We start from the raw sequence: 19,231 nt of genomic DNA on the forward strand, positions 1-19,231 counted from the left end.
ATCCAGCGGTCTATCGTGGTGTAGCGGCTGGCGGTCATCTCGTGCTGGAGGGACAGCGACACCTCCAGCGCCGTCCTTGGGCCAAGGTCAAAGCCCACAATCTCGGCGGCGCGTTCCCTGACGCCGGCGGTGATGTAGTTGCGCGCGATGATCAGGTCCTTGCCGTGATCATCCTTCCCCCGGATCAGGATGTGGGTATGCGGGTGGCCGGTGTTGAAGTGATCCACGGCTACCCAGTCCAACTGTGTGCCCAGATCGGTTTCCATCTGGGTCATCAGACGGCGGGTGACGTTACGCAGGTCTTCGTATTGCTGACCGTCTTCCGGGGAGACGATAAACCGGAACTGATGCCGGTCGCCCTCTGAGCGCTCCAGAAAGGCCTTGCCATCGGCGACATCGGACCGGCCATCATAAAGCTCGCCGCGCTCCCCTGAACGGGTCACGCCGTCTCGCTGCACATAGCGCATATGGGCTATGGCCGCGCCCCGGCCCTTACCGGCCAGCTTGACGATCCGCGCCTTGACCATGACGCGACGGCGGCCAAAGCCGCCATCCCGCGCACCCACCACCGCACCGGCACGCGAGGCCAGAACCGCCCCGGCACCGCTGCCGCGTCCGATGCGCTCGCCGGTGAAGCCGGAGGGCTTTCCAGATACCGCGCGACCGCCGCGCGCGAGGTTGGCGGCCTTGATCACCCGGTTGCGAAAGTCCCGGCCCAGAGACATGGCCTTGCCGTCACGGCCTATGCGGCCCGGTCTCAGTTCAAACCTGTCTTCGCGGTCCATTATCCGCCTCCGGTAAACCCCGTTTCCCTGTCAAAGGATTGGATTTGTCCCGGCGGATTCAAGAGCGCCACAATGGCGCTACGAAATGCCAAATGGCGCTAAAAGAGCCTCACAAAAAACGACGTGCAGACAGAGACTTATGCCCTCCGTGAGGCGCATAAGGCTCTACTCCTTTGATCTTGCTATAAGCGCTTTCACCTATGTTTACGGGGCGAAAAATCTGAATTGCCTTCAATCCGGTCTAACGCCGCATCAAGGTTGGTAATAAATGGCATCAAGCATTGCAGCTCTAAATTCCCAAAGCCTGCCATTCGTTGCGGGCTTTGATACGTTGTACCATTCGCATGCGCGGATCACCTCTACAACCCGATCCCAGTAGTTGGACAGGTCGAGTGTGCTTTTCGAAAACCCCATGTCCTTCGACGCTTGGGCGATGTTGGGCTTGCAAACGCATAGGAATGTATCTGGACGCTTCATAGCCAAAAGTCGGCTTGCAGTTGGAACACCGCCCTTCCGATCCAACCCAGCAAACGCCTTCAGAAAACTATCGCAAAATCGATCATAATCATCAACCGACACTGGACCTGCGTTAGGGATAGCATCAAGAGCTTTGCTGATCGAGCGGCTGTTGGTGTCAATTAGATTAGCGAAATATCCTGAACCAGTCATCGAACCGAACCACCCCCACTCTTGATCTAGAATACCCTTTTCCTTTTGATACTCCCCTAGTATCCCAGCTATCGCTTTCCGCTCTGCAGTCCTCAAATTCGCGAAAGACGGGACAGAGGCGAACCATTGCTGACAGGTCATCAGGAGCTTCAAACTTTTTTGAATGTCGTGGAACCCGTTCTTTTTTACCCTTATCACATACTCATCCCAATTTAGCTGGGTGATGCCAGATGTGAAGCCATTGATCGCTAGCTGATTAAGGTTTGCTAATGGGTTCCTTGGCGCTTTTGCCAATCTAGCAATGCGGTTGTGACCTACCCTGTACCAAGCGGCAAATTCTTTAGTGATTGGCCGTCCGTATTTCTGCGCTACCTCAATGAAGGCGAACACATCCGCGATTGGTTCGTCATGAATACTCCCCACTAGAGATATGCAGGCCTCTAAATTTTTAGTCAGGGCACCATTGGTGAAGTTAGCGCTACCCACGATAACAGCCGCCTTGTCTCCGGATCGGAAGCCGTAAACTTTAGGATGGTACGTTCCTTTAGAAAACTCACTAGCCACGAAAACGCCTGAGACAGAAATGAACTGCTCGATCACCTCTGGGGCGGTCTGAGCGAAATCGATTCCGAACGTGACGGATTGAATTTTCCCTTTATTCTCAAATAAGGCTGAAGACAGCCATGTCGAAGTAGCCCAAGCGACGGCCCAATGGTACTCGTTGTATTCTGCCATGTACCGTTCAATGGCATTCCCGATCGCGGCCCCAGTCAGTAATTTTGCCTGCATCACTTCCCCCTCCGTAACGTGAGAACATATCCAACTGCCTGTAGACGCGACGAAAGACAATCCAAGCGATTATTTTTCCGCTAAAAAATTTTCTGATGCATTTGGACTCGAGGTATGTCAGACTCTCAGTTGCAGTCGCCACATGCGACTGCCGGGTCGTAGAAAGCCCGACAACGAGTGGTTTGACGCTGGCCATCTCCAGCACACCTTCCTTTTGACCTTATGTGGTCGGGGAGCCTATGGCGCATGCAATAGGCCCCGGCTAAAGGCCATAGGGACCGTCTCGTTGCGGTTTTCTAACTCCCCGATCTCCAAAGGTTCTGAAGTTGACCAAGCGGCATTGCCGCTTGGCCTCTTCACCAGAAAGAAGGGGTTAGACATGCGTAAAACGGTATGCCAGCAAGCTGGCCATTCTCCCAGTGACCCGCGTAACCCTGCCGATGTTCTGCTCGGCCAGCTCATGCGCGAACGACGCCGATTTGTCGGCTTTTCGCGGAAGGGCCTCGCTGCTCAACTCGGGCTGAGCAAGAAAGACGTCAAGGCCTACGAATGCGGACAACGCCACTTTGGCGCGGACATCGTTGCACTCCTGCGGATAATCCTCAAAGTGAAGATCGGATTTTTCATTGATCCGCTGACCCCGGTCGTCCGAAAGCAAGGGGTCAAACGCCATGACTGAGACAATGCGAGAGGTGCTGCGACGGCTGGAGAACACATTCCGACCGGAGATCAGCGATGAAATGCTGCTGGCCGTATATCTGGAAGTGAGCAACTACGACGAGCCGGACGTGGAAAATGTATTCAGCGATATCCACGAAGAGGTCCGACGAACGATTATGGAGCGAATGGGTGCCGACGACCCTGATACTGTGTGCGGGGGGATACCGTATGACTACCCCGCCCAAGGGGCCGAGGCCTTACAGTTTCTGATCACAAATGACTTGCCGCCCGAAAAACTCCTGTTCATGCTACGACTATCTGCTGGCTCGATAGGTGATGAGTGGAAAGCCATTCATGACCTATGTCGAGCGCGGATAATAAGGCGAATTGACAACCTCCCCCACTTCGAGGCGCAATCCTGTACCGTCAATTTTGCACGACATGAAACACAAAACGTCACAAATTCATAAACCTTAATGGATGCGAGATTACATCATGGCAGTCATAGTCGAAATTAATGATCGCCTTTACGATTACACTGATGAAGAAAAGGCAACGGAAGCCGTCTCACAATTTATGGAGACGCATGGCTTGGACGAAATTTCTGTTGTCACGATCTGGGCAGATGCAAACGACCCTCGGCACGCACAAATTGAGAAGGTGATTTTCGATGCGGTTGACCAAAATGGGACGCAGAAGCGCGCGCTTGAAAGCGTGCCCGGTGGAATTACCATTTCGCTCAGCTGACCCGCTGCGCTTCCCGTTGCATCCCCTCCGGCAATCTGGTGCTCACCTTTCCCCATTGCCGCACAGTCAATGTTCCAACATTTCGCGAGGTGAAACAGCTTAAGGTCAGGGGCACTCGTCGCACGGGAGGCAACGACCCGCCGTTGCGCCACCAGCCAAGTGGAGCATTCACGCTCGTACCGACACACGCTATTCTTAGGGAACTTTCAACTGTCGATGACACCCCGTCGGCTCTCATGCGGATACATGTAGCCTCTTGGACGCCAAGCCTCCGTAGAGCCCAACGCTGCGTGAATGGAGGCGCACCAAGGCCCGCAAATCGAGCTGAACGGGGGGGGGTGCTGCGCCCTCTCTTGACACCCGCTGCCAACTGCCCGCCGATCGAAAGGGGCATGTGAATAACTCTGCCACCGAGTCAGAATGCCCGTTGCCGATAGCCCCAAAGTAGCTAAAATGACTCGACTAAATGCAGGGTAGATATCATGCAAATTTTGTCCGCTAAGGACATCAATAACAGTTTTGGGCTGCTGCTTGACCAGGCCGGAGAGGAATCCGCTCAGGTAGAAAAAGGTGGTGGGTATTTGGTTGGCATTGTCCAAGAGTTGCAGCGACTGTCACTTGTCTTCTCAGAACCACTCGGAGATGGCCGGAGCCTACCGTAACCATGCTCGCAGTTGATCCGACCATTAAGGAATATGCATTTCGGTCTGAAATTGCGGCTACCCAGCCCATGCCGTCATGGCGGAGCGCTGCGTTCCCAGTGGTTGACGTCTTTGCTGGCCCCGGCGGCCTTGGCGAAGGTTTCTCACTCAGTTGTGATGAAAAAGGCAGCCCCTCGTTCAACAGCGTGGTCTCTATCGAGAGAGACATATTCTCCCATCAGACGCTGCTGCTTCGCCATTTTATCCGCTATTTTCCGAACGGGGAAGCCCCGGAAGAATACTACACCTTCCTCAAGGGCGGCCTTACACTTGAGGAGATGTATCGGCTGTATCCTCAAGCGCATGCTCACGCGGTCGCCTCGGCTTTTCGAATTTCGCTCGGACCGGAGTCCCATGCGGAGGTCAAGAAACTTATCGAAGATCGCGTTGGGAGCAGTCAACGGTGGGCGCTGGTGGGGGGGCCTCCGTGTCAAGCATATTCACTGGTAGGGCGTTCCCGTATGATGGGCCGCGAGGATTTTGCCGCAGATGAACGGCACACTCTCTACCTCGAATACCTGCGGATTATCGTCGATCACCGACCGCCGGTATTTGTTATGGAAAACGTAAAGGGCCTGCTCTCCGCAACCATCGACGGCAAATCAGCCATTACAAGGATCGTTAGCGATCTTTCTTGTCCGAGAACAGCCATTCCTGGAGCCCCTAGCGATCTCTCCTACAGGCTTTATTCGCTTACCGAAAAAGACATGGCTGAAGGGGATGTTGACCCGCGCCAATTCGTAGTTCGCGCAGAGGAATACGGCATCCCGCAGGCACGACATCGGATGTTCATTGTTGGCATTCGGGGCGACCTTAAAGTCCGTCCAGGATCACTCAGAAAAATGGCAGCCCCCACCGTCCGTGAGACGATAGGGTTTCTACCAGCCATACGTAGTGGTCTGTCGAGAGCGAAGGACAGTCCGGCAGCTTGGCTGAGCGAGCTTCGCGATATTTCAACCATAAATATGCGCCACCAACTCAATGGCGCACCCTACGCTGGCGATCTTGCGAAAGCCCTCGATTTCAAAAGGCTGATCGAAGTCAAATCACCACATCAGAAATCATCATCCTGTTACGTGATGCGCAAGCCCGCGCATGATGTCCTGCGCTGCCTCTACGACGACAGACTTTCGGTTTTGACCTCGCATGAAGCGCGAAGTCACATGGCATCTGACCTCCGCCGATATCTATATGCCGCGACTTTCGCGGAAAAAACCGGACAAAGCCCAAAACTGGCAGATTTCCCAAAAAGCCTGCTGCCCCAGCATAAGAATGTTGAAGAGGGCCGGACTGGTAAGATGTTCTCCGACAGATTTAGGGTGCAGCTCGCGGATCAGGTATCAACGACGATCACGTCACATATTTCCAAGGATGGACATTACTTCATCCACTATGACCCCGCTCAATGCCGTAGCCTGACGGTTCGTGAAGCAGCACGGCTTCAGACATTCCCTGACAACTATTTCTTCGCTGGCCCGCGTACAGAGCAGTACCATCAGGTAGGCAACGCTGTGCCGCCGCAACTCGCAAGGCAGATTGCTGATATCGTTGCAGAGGTTCTTCATGCCGTACCGGATGACCAGTGATGGTCGATAGGGTTTCTGGGGAGCGTCGGAGCTGGAACATGTCGCGTATCAGGTCACGCGACACAGGCCCTGAAATACACCTTAGGTCGTTGCTGCATCGAGCTGGCTTCCGGTTTCGCCTTCATGCAAAAGACCTCGATGGCAAACCAGATATAGTCCTGCCGAAATACCGCACTGCGATCTTTGTCCACGGCTGTTTCTGGCATCGGCACACAAACTGCCGGAACGCTACCATCCCGTCCACGAGGGCCGAATTTTGGCAAAAGAAGTTCGACGATAATGTTGCACGGGATAGGCGAAACAGTGCGGCGCTTGAGGCTAAAGGGTGGACCGTCATAACGGTCTGGGATTGTGATCTGAAGGCCGATCCCGACCGGATGTTACAAAACCTCAGCGCCAAAATGCGCGAGGTTGCCTAATGGCAAGAAACCAGCATCTGCCGCCAAGTGCAGCCTGTCTCTCCGCATCAATGCGTGATCTGGGTTATTCACTCGAAGCAGCCGTTGCCGACCTGATCGACAACAGTATCTCTGCCGATGCGTCAAAGATCGCCATTTTCTGCGAGCCTTCAGCCGCTCAGCCTTTACTTGTCATTCTTGATGATGGGCGCGGCATGAATCATCACGAACTGCTCGCCGCGATGCGTCATGGGGCGGTCAACCCGCGCGCAGAGCGTTCACCTCGCGACTTAGGCCGCTTTGGTCTTGGACTAAAAACGGCTTCGTTCTCGCAGTGCCGCTCGCTGACGGTCGTCAGTGTGAAAGACGGCGTGTGTTCGGGTGCTGAATGGAACCTCGACGTTATCGACCGGGCAGATGATTGGATTCTCAGTATCCTCGATCACGAGGATATTGCTGCACTGCCCTATATAGATCGTCTCGGACCACACGGCACCGCCGTAATCTGGCGCGAACTCGATCGGTTGCTCGAGGATGAGTCCGGTAACCGGCGCGACGAGATCGTTAGCGAGAAGCTGGACGTGTTGGAGAAACATCTTGCGCTTGTCTTTCACCGCTTCCTAGCCGGTGAAATTCGGGGTCGCAGCCGCATCGCGATCACGATTAACGGACATCCGGTCGAACCCTTTGACCCGTTTTGCAGGAAAAATACTCACACCAGACACCTGCCAGAGGAGATTGTAAGGATTGGTTCGGCGGCAGTTCATCTGCAACCGTACATACTGCCACATCATTCCAACCTGACAGCTCGTGAATACGATTTCTATCAGACTCGCAGCGACTTTATCTCCAATCAGGGAGCCTACATCTACCGCAACGGCAGGCTGATGGCGTGGGGTGACTGGTTCCGGCTGATCCCGAAGGGCGAAGCGACAAAGCTGGCCCGCGTCCAAATCGATTTTCCCAACAGCCTCGACGAGGCATGGACAATCGACATCAAGAAATCCCGGTCTCGTCCTCCTCTCCCCGTGCGGGAACGCCTGCGCCAAATCATCGCTCAGGTAACTGGAGCGAGCACCACCGTTCACCGTGGTCGCGGCCAGAAGCTTTTTCATGAAGTAACTGCGCCTCTTTGGGAGCGTTACGCCGACAATACGGGGATCAGATACGCCCTGAACCTGACCCATCCGTTGGTCCAGCGCCTGTACGAGAAGATAGACGGCGAAGGTGTCCGTCACCTTGTTCTTCTGTTGGAAGCCGTTGCCGCTTCGCTGCCGGTAGAGATGGTCTATTCCGACTATTCAACGCACCCGCGCGACCTAAGTCAGATGCCGCAGGTAGAGAATGTAACAGATCGGCTTGACGAACTGCGAAGCGCCCTATGGGGAGAGATGCCAGGGAATGCGGAGGCATTCCGGGATATTGTCAGATCGACACGGCTCTTTGACCATCACGGGGAAATAGTCGAGAATTACATTAAGGGGAGGTTCGCTTGAGTTCCCAAAGCGATAAAGAAAAAGTGGTTCTCGCAGCACTGATCGGCGCGTTCGACGACCAAGACAGCCCGCCATCGCGCGACGGTATCGCCGCTAAAGCCGCACTCCTCGCGCCGCTTCTTGGATACTCAGGCGATCTTCAGAACATTATCACGGAAGCCGAAACCGCAATCCCGTCGCGCATGAATGCTGGCGTCTCTTTGGTCGATGTCGATGCAGCACATGACGAGGACTGGATTCACAAACGCGAAATCGGCACAACCTACGCGGATGCCTATGGCGGTTATCTCCGAAGCCAAGGCTGGAAGCCTACAGTTGTAAACACCCTCCTGAACGCTGACGGGTCGAAAATTCTTGGTCTGCTTCAGGACCCCACCAGTGAAGGCGAGTGGAAACGCCGTGGTCTTGTCATCGGCCATGTCCAGTCCGGCAAGACTGCAAATTACATGGGAGTAATCGCCAAGGCAGCAGACGCGGGATATAAGTTCATAATTGTAATAGCAGGAATCCACAACAACCTGCGCAAGCAAACTCAACAGCGTGTCGATGAGGGATTTGTTGGGCGTTCTAGCGACCCGGAAAACCGGGTCAATATCGGTGTGGGATTGGGCAAGAGTTACCCCAACCCAGTCACACTCACCAATATAAACTCCGATTTCAACAAACAGACCGCAAACGTCAGTGGTGCTCAACTCAATGATTTTAAAAACCCCGTTATTCTTGTCATCAAGAAGAATGTAAAAACCCTTGAAGCTCTGCATATCTGGTTGCGAGAGCTGAACGCGAAAGGGCGCGATCGCATCGCTGATGTCCCAATGCTGGTCATCGATGACGAAGCTGACAATGCGTCGATCAACACGAACAAGCCGGAAATCAATCCTACCGCTACAAATGCGTGGATCAGAAAGATTTTGAGGCTGTTTACGAAAAACTGCTACGTAGGATATACGGCCACACCTTTCGCTAACATATTCATCGATCCCGACGCCTTCGATAAAGACGCTTACGAAGAGTTGTTTCCGGCCGACTTTATTCACTCTCTGGACGCACCAACCACTTATTTCGGACCGGACAAGGTATTCCTTAACGACGAAAGCCGCGCTGCAATCCTGCGGCAGATATGGGATTGCGAGGAGTACCTGCCTTTTAGCCATAAGAATGGCTTTCCGGTCGCGGAGTTGCCACCCAGCCTTTATCGTGCGCTGGACCAGTTCATCGTGGCCCGCGCGATCCGAAATCTCAGGGGACAGGAGCGGAAGCACTGTTCCATGCTGATCAACGTGTCACGGTTTGTTTCCGTTCAGAAGGAGGTGCGGAGTTTCGTCGGGTTACGCCTCGACAGGATGCGGGAGGCCGTGAAGGCCAACTATATGATGCCAGAAGCGGTATCAGCGCGGAACGAGCACATGGCACGTCTGCGGGCTACATTCGATGCCGAGTTCGCCGCCAACGAGTTTGGCGGAAGGCACTTCACTTGGGAAGAAGTGAAAGCGGCTCTGTGGGGCACCTTCGATAACCTGCGGACTTATGTGGTTAACAGCAAGAGCGACGAGGTGCTGGATTTCGGTAAATATGAGCGGGATAACACAGGCCTGACTGCTATTGCTATCGGCGGTCTGAGCCTGTCGCGCGGCCTGACAATAGAAGGGCTGACTGTTAGCTATATGTACCGCAATACGAAGATGTACGACACGCTGATGCAGATGGGCCGCTGGTTCGGTTACCGACCAGGTTATGAGGATGTCTGCCGGGTCTGGCTCCCAAACGACTCGATCAACTGGTACCGACACATTGGTCTGGCTTCGGAAGAGCTTCGCCAACAGATCACTCGTATGCGCCAAGCTGAAATGAGTCCGCGCGATTTCGGGCTCTACGTGAGGTCACACCCAGACAGCCTGATGGTGACTGCCGCGAACAAAATGCGCAGCGGTGAAAAGGTAACCCTAAACCAGAACCTGACCGGCACACTTCAGGAAAGTTGGCTTCTCCCCCTCGATCCGAAAATCAATCAGGACAACGAGGATTTGATTTCGGAATACTGGCGCGATGGCTTTGGCGGCAAAGTCACACCGACTGAAAAAGGGTGGTTCATTCCTGACGTTGATGTCGGGAAAGTCGATGAGTTCTTGCTACGATTTAAGGCGCATAAATCTGCACGGAAACGCAAAACCGACGCAGTTGAGTACTTGCTCAAGATTGCGTCTAGATTTCCTAAAGCTGATGTTTTGCTGATTTCTAAAGGGCCGGGTGAACCGGCAGCATATCGCCTCGGTGCCCAGGACCGGACTGCCGCAAAAGATTCGATTGATGACAAGTGGCTGGTTTCAGGCTACCGCGTTGCCAGCCGTGGCGACGAGAAACTTGGCCTAACTCCCGATCAGATTGCCGATGCTGAGAGGCTGGCATCCGAAGGTATCAATTCCAAGAAGAAGAAGCCGTCTGACGTTCACTATCGCATGGTCCGTAAAAAACCATTGTTGATGATACATGTTCTCGAGCCGACCGAAAATCCTAACTTCGCAGGCTACAGGGTTCCCGCGTGGGGCTTGAGCTTCCCTGATGGTCTTTACGGAGCGGAATACGAGATTGAAGTGATCGCCAATAAAGTCTGGGTAGAAGAGATGTACGGTTCGATGGATGACGATCCGGACGCGGACGAGGATTATGACGATGAGTAAGCCAGTTCCGTGGGACGCCATCCCGACACCGACAACCGATCTGAGTGTTCTTCGCGTAGCGGGAACGACGGGCGTTGCCGTCTTCTGGGGGCGGGATAATACTGGACAGTGCCTGCTCGTCATTGAGTTAGCTGGCGATCACACCGCACTATTCCGCCGCGAAGTGGTTTCCCTCTGCGGTATCAGCGTTGATCTTCGAAACGGCGATTTCGCTGGACAGCAGCGGGTCGTTCTTACTCTTGCTCGCCACATCGACACCGACCTTTTCCTTGGCCTTTGCGAGACGCTAATCAGCAGTCTCAAAGAGGTTACGGACTCAGCGACGGCTCTCGCTGTCTCACTGGCTCATCTCAAACGATGGAAGGCATTTCTGGCTGGACGCAATGCGAGATTGCTGTCGCCGGAAGAGGTTCGCGGTTTATTTGGTGAACTGCACGTTTTGCGAAGACTCTATCAGAATACGCTACCCCAAGCTTCAGCCGTAGATGCTTGGTTGGGGCCGGATGACGCTCACCAAGACTTCATTTTCGGCGAACGCGCCATCGAGGTTAAATCGCTTTCAGGCCGGGAGCGTAGCACCGTTCGTATCTCATCCGAAGATCAGCTTGAGTCCGCGCTCCCAGACCTGTTTCTGCTGACGCAACGCCTCAGCGATATCCCAGATTCCGATCATGCTCTATCGCTGAACGCAATAGTCACCCAGATCGAAAGCGAATTATCCGACGCTGAAGCCATCGAGCGTTTCGCCGACAAGTTGGCCCGCATTGGATACGCGCACCTCGCTGAATATGATAGCCCTCGCTTCTTGGTGAGTGAGCTAAAAGGCTATCGCGTGGAGAAGGGATTTCCGAGGTTGGTAAGGTCGGAAATACCATCTGGCATCACGAGGGTGGCATATGAGATCATGCTGGAGGCCATCGCGCCGTTTGTCTGTGATGACGACGATATGTTCGGGAGGCTCTAATGGACTCTACGCGGGAAGAGTTTTTCCATGATTTCAGGCAGGATCTACTGGCTGGGGCAGAGGCCAATGGCAGCTTCTTGCTTGCAGAATTTATGGAAGCAGTTTCCCGCGAGTTGACAGAGACGGGATTCATCGAAGGGTTCGAGTTTGTCCATTACCGCGCGCAGCGCGGAATGCGCGTGGACGGATACTGGTTCGACGACGAAGGCGGGCTTGATCTTTTCGTGGCGGACTTCGACAGCCGCGCCGAACTTGCTTCGCTCACTCCCACAGAGACAAACACGGCATTTAAGCGCGTCGCGACTTTTTTCGAAGCCAGTCTGACGAAAAATCTGGCATCCGATCTGGAAGTCACTTCACCCGAATACGGATTGGCTCGCCAGATAGCCGACAGGAAATCACTGATCCGGCATATCAATCTTATCTTGGTATCCGAGCGCACTCTAAGCGACAAGGTCAAGGCACTACCGGATTCCGTAACCGCTGGAATCCCCACGAGCTATCATATTTGGGATATCTCTAGGCTGCACCGCCAGCGCAGCTCACGCAGCCACAAAGAAGCGCTTGATCTAGATTTCGAGGCGATGTTCGGCACTGGCATCTCTTGTCTTCCGGCTCACCTCGGAAACGATACCTACGAGTCTTACTTAGTCGTCATGCCTGGGGCAATCCTCTCGACGATCTACGAGAAATTCGGTGCCCGACTGCTGGAGCAGAACGTCCGCACGTTCCTTCAGGCGAGAGCGAAGGTCAATCAGGGTATCCGAACAACCATCATGACCGAACCGGGAATGTTTTTTGCTTACAACAACGGCATTACCGCAACAGCCCAAGGAGTTGCAACGAAGCGGACAGCGGAGGGCCTCCAAATCACCCGTATCACCGATCTTCAAATTGTGAACGGCGGGCAAACTACCGCATCGCTATTCCACACCCGCAGGAAGGATAAGGCCGACCTCAGCCAAATATTCGTCCAAATGAAGCTGTCCGTCATCGACAGCGAGGAAAGCGAGAAGGTCGTCCCGCGCATTTCCGAGTACGCAAATACCCAGAACCGAGTTCAGGCTGCGGACTTCTTTTCCAACCATGCCTTCCATATCCGTATGGAGGAGTTTTCTCGTCGTATATGGGCGCCTGCGGGCAAGGGCTCACAGCGTGAGACCAAGTGGTTTTACGAACGCGCCCGTGGCCAGTACGCAGATGCGCAGGCCAAGCTAACGTCTGCGGAGCAGCGGCGCTTCAAGGCGGAAAATCCGAAACCGCAAATGCTGACCAAGACCGATCTCGCGAAATTCGAGAACGTGTGGGATGACCATCCTAGGTTCGTTAATCTTGGTGCAGAAAAGAACTTCGCCCGCTATGCCTCGCGGATCGGCAAAGAGTGGGAGAGGTCATCGGACCGTTTCAACGAAGCATATTTCAAACGCGCTGTCGCACGAGGAATCATATTCAGGGCGACCGAAAAAATTGTGTCCGCGCAGTCGTGGTACAATAACGGTTATCGCGCGAACATTGTAGCCTACACGCTGGCCGTAATCAGTGAGCTGACCAGACGCCAAGACAAAAGCGTCGATTTTCAGCGGGTCTGGAATGCCCAAAGAATAAGTGCGGTCCTAGAAAAGACCATCGCCGTTGTCGCTTCCCGCGTGAACGACGATCTTCTGCGACCCATGCAGGGCATCTCCAATATCTCGGAATGGGCTAAGCGCGAAGCATGCTGGACAAGGATGCTCGACCATTTGGACGAGTTTGCCAACCTTCTACCTCAGGAGTTCACCAGCGAATGTCTATCCCACGATGAACACCTGAGCGAAAAGCGTTCGGCCCGTAACACCCAGAAACTGGATAACGGCATCGAAGCGCAGACAAAGATTCTGGCGATTCCGGCTGCTAAATGGAACATGATTCACGATACCCTTGTTTCTAAGCGCCTGCTGACACCAAAGGAGATGGGCGTCCTAAAGATTGCCATGCAAATGCCTATGAAACTTCCAACTGACAAACAGTGTGCCGTCTTGCTGGAAACACTCAACAAGGCAATTTCTGAGGGCATATTGGTCGAGTAACAACTCACAAGTGTCAACCAGCGTCTAAAGGACCCATAGACGCGGAAATGCGTTTCAGCTTCGCGTTTTCATCTTCCAGTTGATACATGTGCCGCATCTGACGGAATCAATTCAGCGTACTTTCTACGCCAATTGTAGCACATCGCGTGCGATACAGCCCTCGCGTCCTACCTCGGGCCCCATGGGGTGAACGAGATGTGGCTGTCGCTTCTATGGGGCTCTGCTCAAAAAGCCTGCCGAGTGACAAGTGGTGCTTAGTCATTTCGGCACCAAGGCTTTGCCTTTTACTATGTTGCAAACAATCGGGGTTAGAAGCGCTAAACATACGTCGAAAGGGACGAGATGATTACTCAAAACGATTTGGATAAATTTGCGATAACTTGGTCGCAGATGGCTGAGCGCTTTTCAGCTGCCTCTGCTTCACTGACGATTCTGGCAAAAAGCGACGCTGACATGTCGCGACAGATGTTGCAGAATGGAACGCCTACCGATGAGATGCGCGCAATTATGAAGACGAATTGGCAGAAGGCATACGACTTGTTGGAAACGGAGTACGCTTCGCTGACGAAGGCACGCGACGAATACAAGAAGGCAAAGGAGGCCTTTGATGCGCAGGTTTAGGCAGTCTCAACCCGGCAAACCGGACGTCACCCTCATCAATGGTGGCTGCTTTTGGTTTACAGGCAGCGCAAGTCTAACCCGTTGAATGGCAAAAGTTCCTACTCAGACTACGAATCTGAGGGTCAGGAGTTCGAATCTCTTCGAGTGCGCCATTCGTTTCAAAGACAGGCTCCCCACGGGGAGCCTTTTCTTTTGCCTGTTGCTCAAACGCCCAAAACAAAGCCCCGCCATGTCTGACGGGGCTTGTTCTGTTGTAAGCGTGTGACCGCAATCAGGCCGCGCGGACCGTTTGCAGGAACTTGTCCATTTCGTTGTAAAGGCGCTCAGCCTGCATCGCCAATTCCGTGGACGAACTTTGCACCTGCACGGCGGCCTCGCCCGTCTGCTCGGAGGCCTTGGCCACACCAGAAATGTTCGTCGTGACCTCTTGAGTGCCGACGGATACCTGATTGATCGCCTGAATGATCTCTTTGGTGGCACCGTTTTGTTGCTCCACGGCCGTAGCAATAGCCGCGCAGGAGTGATTAAGACTTTGAATCGTTCCGGAGATATTGTGCATGGTCGTGGACGCACGAACCGTTGCCTCCTGAATTTTAGCAATTTTCTCGGAAATCTCAGTTGTAGCCTTCGCGGTTTGCGCGGCCAGGGCCTTCACTTCCGATGCAACAACCGCAAAGCCTCGCCCCGCTTCCCCCGCACGCGCTGACTCTATAGCGGCGTTGAGTGCCAGGAGATTGGTCTGACTGGCCAAACCGGCAATGAGATCAACAACACCCCCTATGGCAGTGGCCGTTTCATTGAGTTCACCAACAACGGATTGGGCCGCATCGGCTTCACGCACGGCATTGGCTGTAACACAAGCTGAGGTTTCGATCTGACGGCTTATCTCCTCAACCGAAGCCCCCAGTTCCTCGGTAGAGGCCGCCACCGACGTGACATTGGCCTCAGCCTCTTCGGCCGCGGATGAGACGGCTACAGACTGGGACGAGGTCTGCTGTGCCGTGGCACTCAGTTGCGAGGCGGCCGCCTGCATTTCGGTAGCGGCGGATGATACCAGCGACACAATACCACCGACCGATTTTTCAAAATCATCGGCCAGTTTGAGCATGGCCGCGCGTCGCGCTGCCTCGGCAACGACCTTCTGCCGGGCACTCATATGAACCAACCATACCGCTAAAGCACCGATCACCGTCAGCCCCACAAGACCGAAGATTTTGGAATTGTTGGAGGCGACATCGGAGTCTTTATTCAGTTTAGACGCCAAGACATTGTTTTCCTGAACCGTATCCCCCACAATGACGTCAATACCCTTAATAACCTCCAGCAAGGCGGGCGCACAGCTGTTTTCCATCTGTGTAACCGCGTCTTCCTTACGATTTGCCTCCGACAAACCTATAGCTTCGAGGCACACAGTTGACATTGCGGCATTGTATTTTTCTACCAGCACATCAAGTTCTTTAGCCTTTTCCGGAAGAAGCCTCTCGGCTGCCTTCATCTCGCTATTGAACAAAGCCCTGCCGTCTTCAGTGTCCCGGCGAGCTTTTTCAAACTTTCCAGCATCCTCGGCAATAATAGCATTGAGGATCGAGCGGGATGTCCAGGCGGCATCACGAGCGGAGCCAGCCAATGCCACCGCGCCCGCAGAAGGACCGGTCAAAGCCTGCTCATACTTGTCGATTGCGCTTCCCAGCGCAAACTCGGTGTAGAGCACCACAGCTGCGCCTATCGCCGCAATGAAGGCGACAAGGGAAATAACCTTTATCTGTAAGGAAAGCCTGCTGAACATGTGAAATTTTCCCGCCCGAATTAAATAACGTTGATTTTATATTTAACAGGAAGGGTTAAAATTTTACTACTTATGGTGGCGTAATGAGTTGTGCGATTAACTGCAAACGACTCTAAGGTGAGAAAGTGATCAGGCTTTCAACAAGCTCAGGCCATAGGGGGCGCATGTTCGCCCGCTCATCCAGACAGGCGGCAGCAAGGGCTTTAAGTGCCTTCGGGGCCTCACAGCGCTGCGTCAGTTCTTCCAGCAGGTAGCCGAAGGCGCGCACCTCCAGACGCTGAAGCGCCTCCGCCTTCGTGCGGTCCGCCGGGTCATAGGCCGAAGCGGCCCCGAAATCCCCCAGACAGGCGCGGCCATTACCGTCATGGAGGATATTATGTGCATAAAGATCGCCGTGCAGAATACCCCGGCTGTGCAGATGAGCGGCGGCGCTCGCGACCTGCTGAGCGATACCTGATGCCATCCCGACATCAAATCGCACCCCGTCCCCATAGACATCGCGCGTGCAGGTCTCAAAGCTGGGAGGTCCCGCCAGCACGCGCCAGTGCGGGTCGATCCGCTCCATGACCAGCGCGTCGCGGCCGTCCGGATGGCCGCGCACCTTACCCACCACGGGTATCAAGCCATCATGACGCCCGGCGGCGACACAGGCCGCCATCTCGCTTTGGGGCAAACCATCGCTGGTCATGGCCCCCTTGAATATCTTGACCGCCACCTGACGCGTGATGGAACCTTCAGACAGTTGCGCCAGATACGTGGTGCCCGACGCCCCCTCGCCCAGCACTTTGCCCAGTGACAGGTCAGACCATGCGATGTCCGCCACCGGGACACAGGCCATAGCGGCCTCAACCGCTCCTGTAACCGGATTGCCGGACAGGGCCAGCCAGGACAGGCGCGGCAATTGGGTCAGCCATCCGGGCAGGCTTTCAAACTGATTGGCCGCCAGACGCAATAGCTCTAGCGAGCGGCAGGCTTGCAGGCCTTCCGGCAGGGCTATCAACCGGTTCCCCGCCAGCATCAGCTTTTGCAGAGCGGCGCAGTCCGCCAGGCTCTCCGGCAGGCTTTCGACGCAATTATCCGTCAGAATGAGCCAGCGCAGGCGCGGTGGCAGGGCTTCGGATGGCACCTCACGGAGGCGGCAGGATTTAAACCCGACCATTTCCAGCGCCTCGCAACGCCCCAGCACCGGCGGCAGGGTCTCAAACGGATTGTTCGAGCCGAAAAGGATTTTCAGCCGGTGTAGACGCGCGAAATCCTCAGGCAGGTGCGTCAAGTGGCTGCCGCCCAGATCGAGCACTTCCAGCGTGTCCGCCAGATCGTACAGCGCTTCGGGAAAGGTCGTCAGCCCGCTGAGCTTTACATGCCGCGCGCCGGCAAGCGCGCCGGAGCGCAGATCATCCAGACTGTGCATAAAACCGTTCCATAGATTTCAAATGACGGGCCGTTTAACGAACCTGAAGCCCGAGGGTACAGGCGTTCTTAACACGGACAAAATTGCGTGCGTACCCGTAAAACTCTGGTGGCTGATTGGTGCGCCGCCTATAGTATGCGCCTCTGTGTTTCATTTCCCGCGGAAGCCTCCCATGCTCTCACGCCGCCTTTTTCTCGCTGCTTCACTGGTCTTGGGTCTGAGCGGTTGCGCCACATTTAGTCCGGCCCCGGCCAAGCGCTTCACCCCGGTTGTGGCGGCGGCCAATCCGCTGGCAGCGAAGGCGGGCATGGAGATACTGGAGCGCGGCGGTACGGCGGTCGATGCCGCCATCGCCGTTCAGGCCACCCTGTCTCTGGTCGAGCCGCAAAGCTCCGGCCTCGGCGGCGGGGCCTTCATGGTCTATTACGACTACAAGACCGGTCAGGCGACGGCCTATAATGGCCGAGAGACCGCCCCCAAGTCCGCCGACGGCACCCTGTTCCTCAAGCCCGATGGCACGCCTCTGCCCTTTGGCGAAGCGGTGGTTTCTGGTCGCGCCACCGGCGTGCCGGGTGCGGTACTGATGCTCGACATGGCCCATGCTCAGCACGGCAAGCTGGCGTGGAAGGACCTGTTCCACACGCCGGAAAAGCTGGCCGAAGAGGGTTTTGTCATTTCGCCGCGTCTGGGGAACTATCTGGCCAGCGGCCGCTTCCCGCAAAGTCAGACGCCCGACGTGAAGACCTATTTCGGTGACGGCAAGGGTGGCATCAAAAAGACAGGCGACGTGCTGAAAAACCCGGCCTATGCCGAGACGCTGCGCACTTTGGCCGACAAGGGCGCAGTCATCTTCCGCGAAGGGCCACTGGTCGAGGCCATGATCGCCAGAACGCACGAAGGCCCCCTGCACGGCGACCTGCAACCGCTGGATTTCAAGATGTATTTCCCCAAGGCCGGGGTGCCGGTCTGCGACACCTATCGCGTCTATATTATCTGCGTCCCGCCACCGCCCTCCTCAGGCGTGTCGTTGCTTCAGGCGCTGAAGATCGTCGAAACCTTCCCAATGAGCGACTACGGAGCCAATGATGCGCGCGGCTGGCAGGTGATTATCGAAGCCGAACGGCTGATGTACGCCGACCGCGATCAGTACGTGGCCGACAGCGACTTCGTCAGCGTCCCGATCAACGGGCTGCGCGATCCGGCCTATGTGCGCAACCGTGCGGCCACCATCACGATTGGCAAGGCCTCACCCGCCCCGACCTATGGCACGCCGCCGACCGCCGTGGCCTGGGCGAAGGATGCGACGCAGGAGCCGGCTGGGACCACGCATTTCGTCATCCGCGACCGCTACGGCAACGCTGTGTCCATGACCACAACGGTCGAAAGCATCTTCGGTACAGGCCGCATGGTCGGCGGGTTTTTCCTGAACAATCAACTCACCGACTTCTCTTTCACCCCGGTGACGAAGACCGGCCAGAAGATCGCCAATGCGGTCGAAGGCGGCAAACGCCCGCGTTCTTCCATGTCGCCGGTGCTGATTTTCGATAAGGACAAGCACCTGATCGGCATGATCGGCTCGCCCGGCGGTTCGTCCATCCTGTCCTATAATCTCAAGGCGCTGGTGGGGATGCTCGACTGGAATCTCAGCGTGCAGGAGGCTGTCGCCCTGCCAAACGTCGTGGCCAACCCGACGGCCATCCGCATCGAAGCCGGCCTGAAACCCGACGTTCTGCAAGGGCTGAAAGACATGGGCTATACGATTCAGGAGGTACAGGGCGAAAACTCCGGCCTGCACGGCGTCATGTTCCGCAACAACGGCATCGACGGCGGAGCCGACCCGCGCCGCGAAGGCGTGGTGCTGAAAGGGCAGTAAC

14 protein-coding genes and 1 pseudogene are annotated in these 19,231 nt (G+C 55.3%); 11 read left to right on the forward strand and 4 right to left on the reverse strand.

Annotated features, from left to right (window positions below):
• Nucleotides 1-785, reverse strand: a pseudogene (locus tag Q0072_RS14240) (conjugal transfer protein TraI); the annotation flags it as partial.
• A 252-nt stretch (nucleotides 786-1,037) separates the two neighbouring features.
• Nucleotides 1,038-2,246 (reverse strand): hypothetical protein, encoded by a 1,209-nt coding sequence (locus Q0072_RS14245; RefSeq protein ID WP_298331346.1) that lies wholly within the window; start codon nucleotides 2,244-2,246, stop codon nucleotides 1,038-1,040.
• A 376-nt stretch (nucleotides 2,247-2,622) separates the two neighbouring features.
• Between Q0072_RS14245 and Q0072_RS14250 the strand changes: the two genes are divergently transcribed.
• The 10 genes from Q0072_RS14250 to Q0072_RS14295 all read left to right on the forward strand — a co-directional run bounded on the left by Q0072_RS14250 (nucleotide 2,623) and on the right by Q0072_RS14295 (nucleotide 14,160).
• Complete coding sequence (locus Q0072_RS14250) at nucleotides 2,623-2,922, forward strand: helix-turn-helix domain-containing protein (protein ID WP_298331348.1); 300 nt, start codon at nucleotides 2,623-2,625, stop codon at nucleotides 2,920-2,922.
• Entirely contained in the window at nucleotides 2,915-3,373 is a 459-nt protein-coding gene (locus Q0072_RS14255) for a hypothetical protein (protein WP_298331350.1), read from the forward strand. The genes Q0072_RS14250 and Q0072_RS14255 overlap by 8 nt, the downstream gene beginning before the upstream one ends.
• Nucleotides 3,374-3,398: 25 nt before the next feature.
• The gene (locus tag Q0072_RS14260) at nucleotides 3,399-3,650 is read left to right on the forward strand and encodes a hypothetical protein (RefSeq protein ID WP_298331352.1); all 252 of its coding nucleotides are present in this window, start codon (nucleotides 3,399-3,401) and stop codon (nucleotides 3,648-3,650) included.
• Nucleotides 3,651-4,314: 664 nt separating this feature from the next.
• Nucleotides 4,315-5,937: a DNA cytosine methyltransferase gene (locus Q0072_RS14265; RefSeq protein WP_298331354.1), complete on the forward strand. Its 1,623-nt coding sequence runs from the start codon at nucleotides 4,315-4,317 to the stop codon at nucleotides 5,935-5,937.
• On the forward strand, nucleotides 5,937-6,356 hold the full coding sequence (locus Q0072_RS14270; RefSeq protein ID WP_298331355.1) for a very short patch repair endonuclease: 420 nt from the start codon (nucleotides 5,937-5,939) through the stop codon (nucleotides 6,354-6,356). Before Q0072_RS14265 ends, Q0072_RS14270 begins: the two co-directional genes overlap by 1 nt.
• Nucleotides 6,356-7,831 carry an ATP-binding protein gene (locus Q0072_RS14275; RefSeq protein ID WP_298331357.1) on the forward strand — a complete coding sequence of 492 codons (1,476 nt, stop codon included), beginning with the start codon at nucleotides 6,356-6,358 and terminating at the stop codon, nucleotides 7,829-7,831. The genes Q0072_RS14270 and Q0072_RS14275 overlap by 1 nt, the downstream gene beginning before the upstream one ends.
• The gene (locus Q0072_RS14280) at nucleotides 7,828-10,509 is read left to right on the forward strand and encodes a Z1 domain-containing protein (RefSeq protein ID WP_298331359.1); all 2,682 of its coding nucleotides are present in this window, start codon (nucleotides 7,828-7,830) and stop codon (nucleotides 10,507-10,509) included. Before Q0072_RS14275 ends, Q0072_RS14280 begins: the two co-directional genes overlap by 4 nt.
• Nucleotides 10,502-11,473: a PD-(D/E)XK motif protein gene (locus Q0072_RS14285; protein WP_298331361.1), complete on the forward strand. Its 972-nt coding sequence runs from the start codon at nucleotides 10,502-10,504 to the stop codon at nucleotides 11,471-11,473. The genes Q0072_RS14280 and Q0072_RS14285 overlap by 8 nt, the downstream gene beginning before the upstream one ends.
• The gene (locus Q0072_RS14290; RefSeq protein ID WP_298331363.1) at nucleotides 11,473-13,539 is read left to right on the forward strand and encodes an AIPR family protein; all 2,067 of its coding nucleotides are present in this window, start codon (nucleotides 11,473-11,475) and stop codon (nucleotides 13,537-13,539) included. The genes Q0072_RS14285 and Q0072_RS14290 overlap by 1 nt, the downstream gene beginning before the upstream one ends.
• 342 nt (nucleotides 13,540-13,881) lie before the next feature.
• The gene (locus Q0072_RS14295; RefSeq protein ID WP_298331365.1) at nucleotides 13,882-14,160 is read left to right on the forward strand and encodes a hypothetical protein; all 279 of its coding nucleotides are present in this window, start codon (nucleotides 13,882-13,884) and stop codon (nucleotides 14,158-14,160) included.
• 271 nt (nucleotides 14,161-14,431) lie between these two features.
• Here Q0072_RS14295 and Q0072_RS14300 read toward each other — a convergent pair whose 3' ends face one another.
• Together Q0072_RS14300 and Q0072_RS14305 are read right to left on the reverse strand one after the other, a co-directional pair.
• Nucleotides 14,432-15,946 (reverse strand): methyl-accepting chemotaxis protein, encoded by a 1,515-nt coding sequence (locus Q0072_RS14300; RefSeq protein WP_298331367.1) that lies wholly within the window; start codon nucleotides 15,944-15,946, stop codon nucleotides 14,432-14,434.
• A gap of 112 nt (nucleotides 15,947-16,058) precedes the next feature.
• Nucleotides 16,059-17,357: a leucine-rich repeat-containing protein kinase family protein gene (locus tag Q0072_RS14305; RefSeq protein WP_298331370.1), complete on the reverse strand. Its 1,299-nt coding sequence runs from the start codon at nucleotides 17,355-17,357 to the stop codon at nucleotides 16,059-16,061.
• 172 nt (nucleotides 17,358-17,529) lie between these two features.
• Here Q0072_RS14305 and ggt point away from each other — a divergent pair, with 172 nt between their 5' ends.
• Nucleotides 17,530-19,230: a gamma-glutamyltransferase gene (ggt, locus tag Q0072_RS14310; RefSeq protein ID WP_298331373.1), complete on the forward strand. Its 1,701-nt coding sequence runs from the start codon at nucleotides 17,530-17,532 to the stop codon at nucleotides 19,228-19,230.
• Nucleotide 19,231 lies beyond the last annotated feature (1 nt).

Origin of the sequence: Asticcacaulis sp., assembly GCF_027484505.1 — a bacterium.
Classification (GTDB): Bacteria; Pseudomonadota; Alphaproteobacteria; order Caulobacterales; family Caulobacteraceae; genus Asticcacaulis.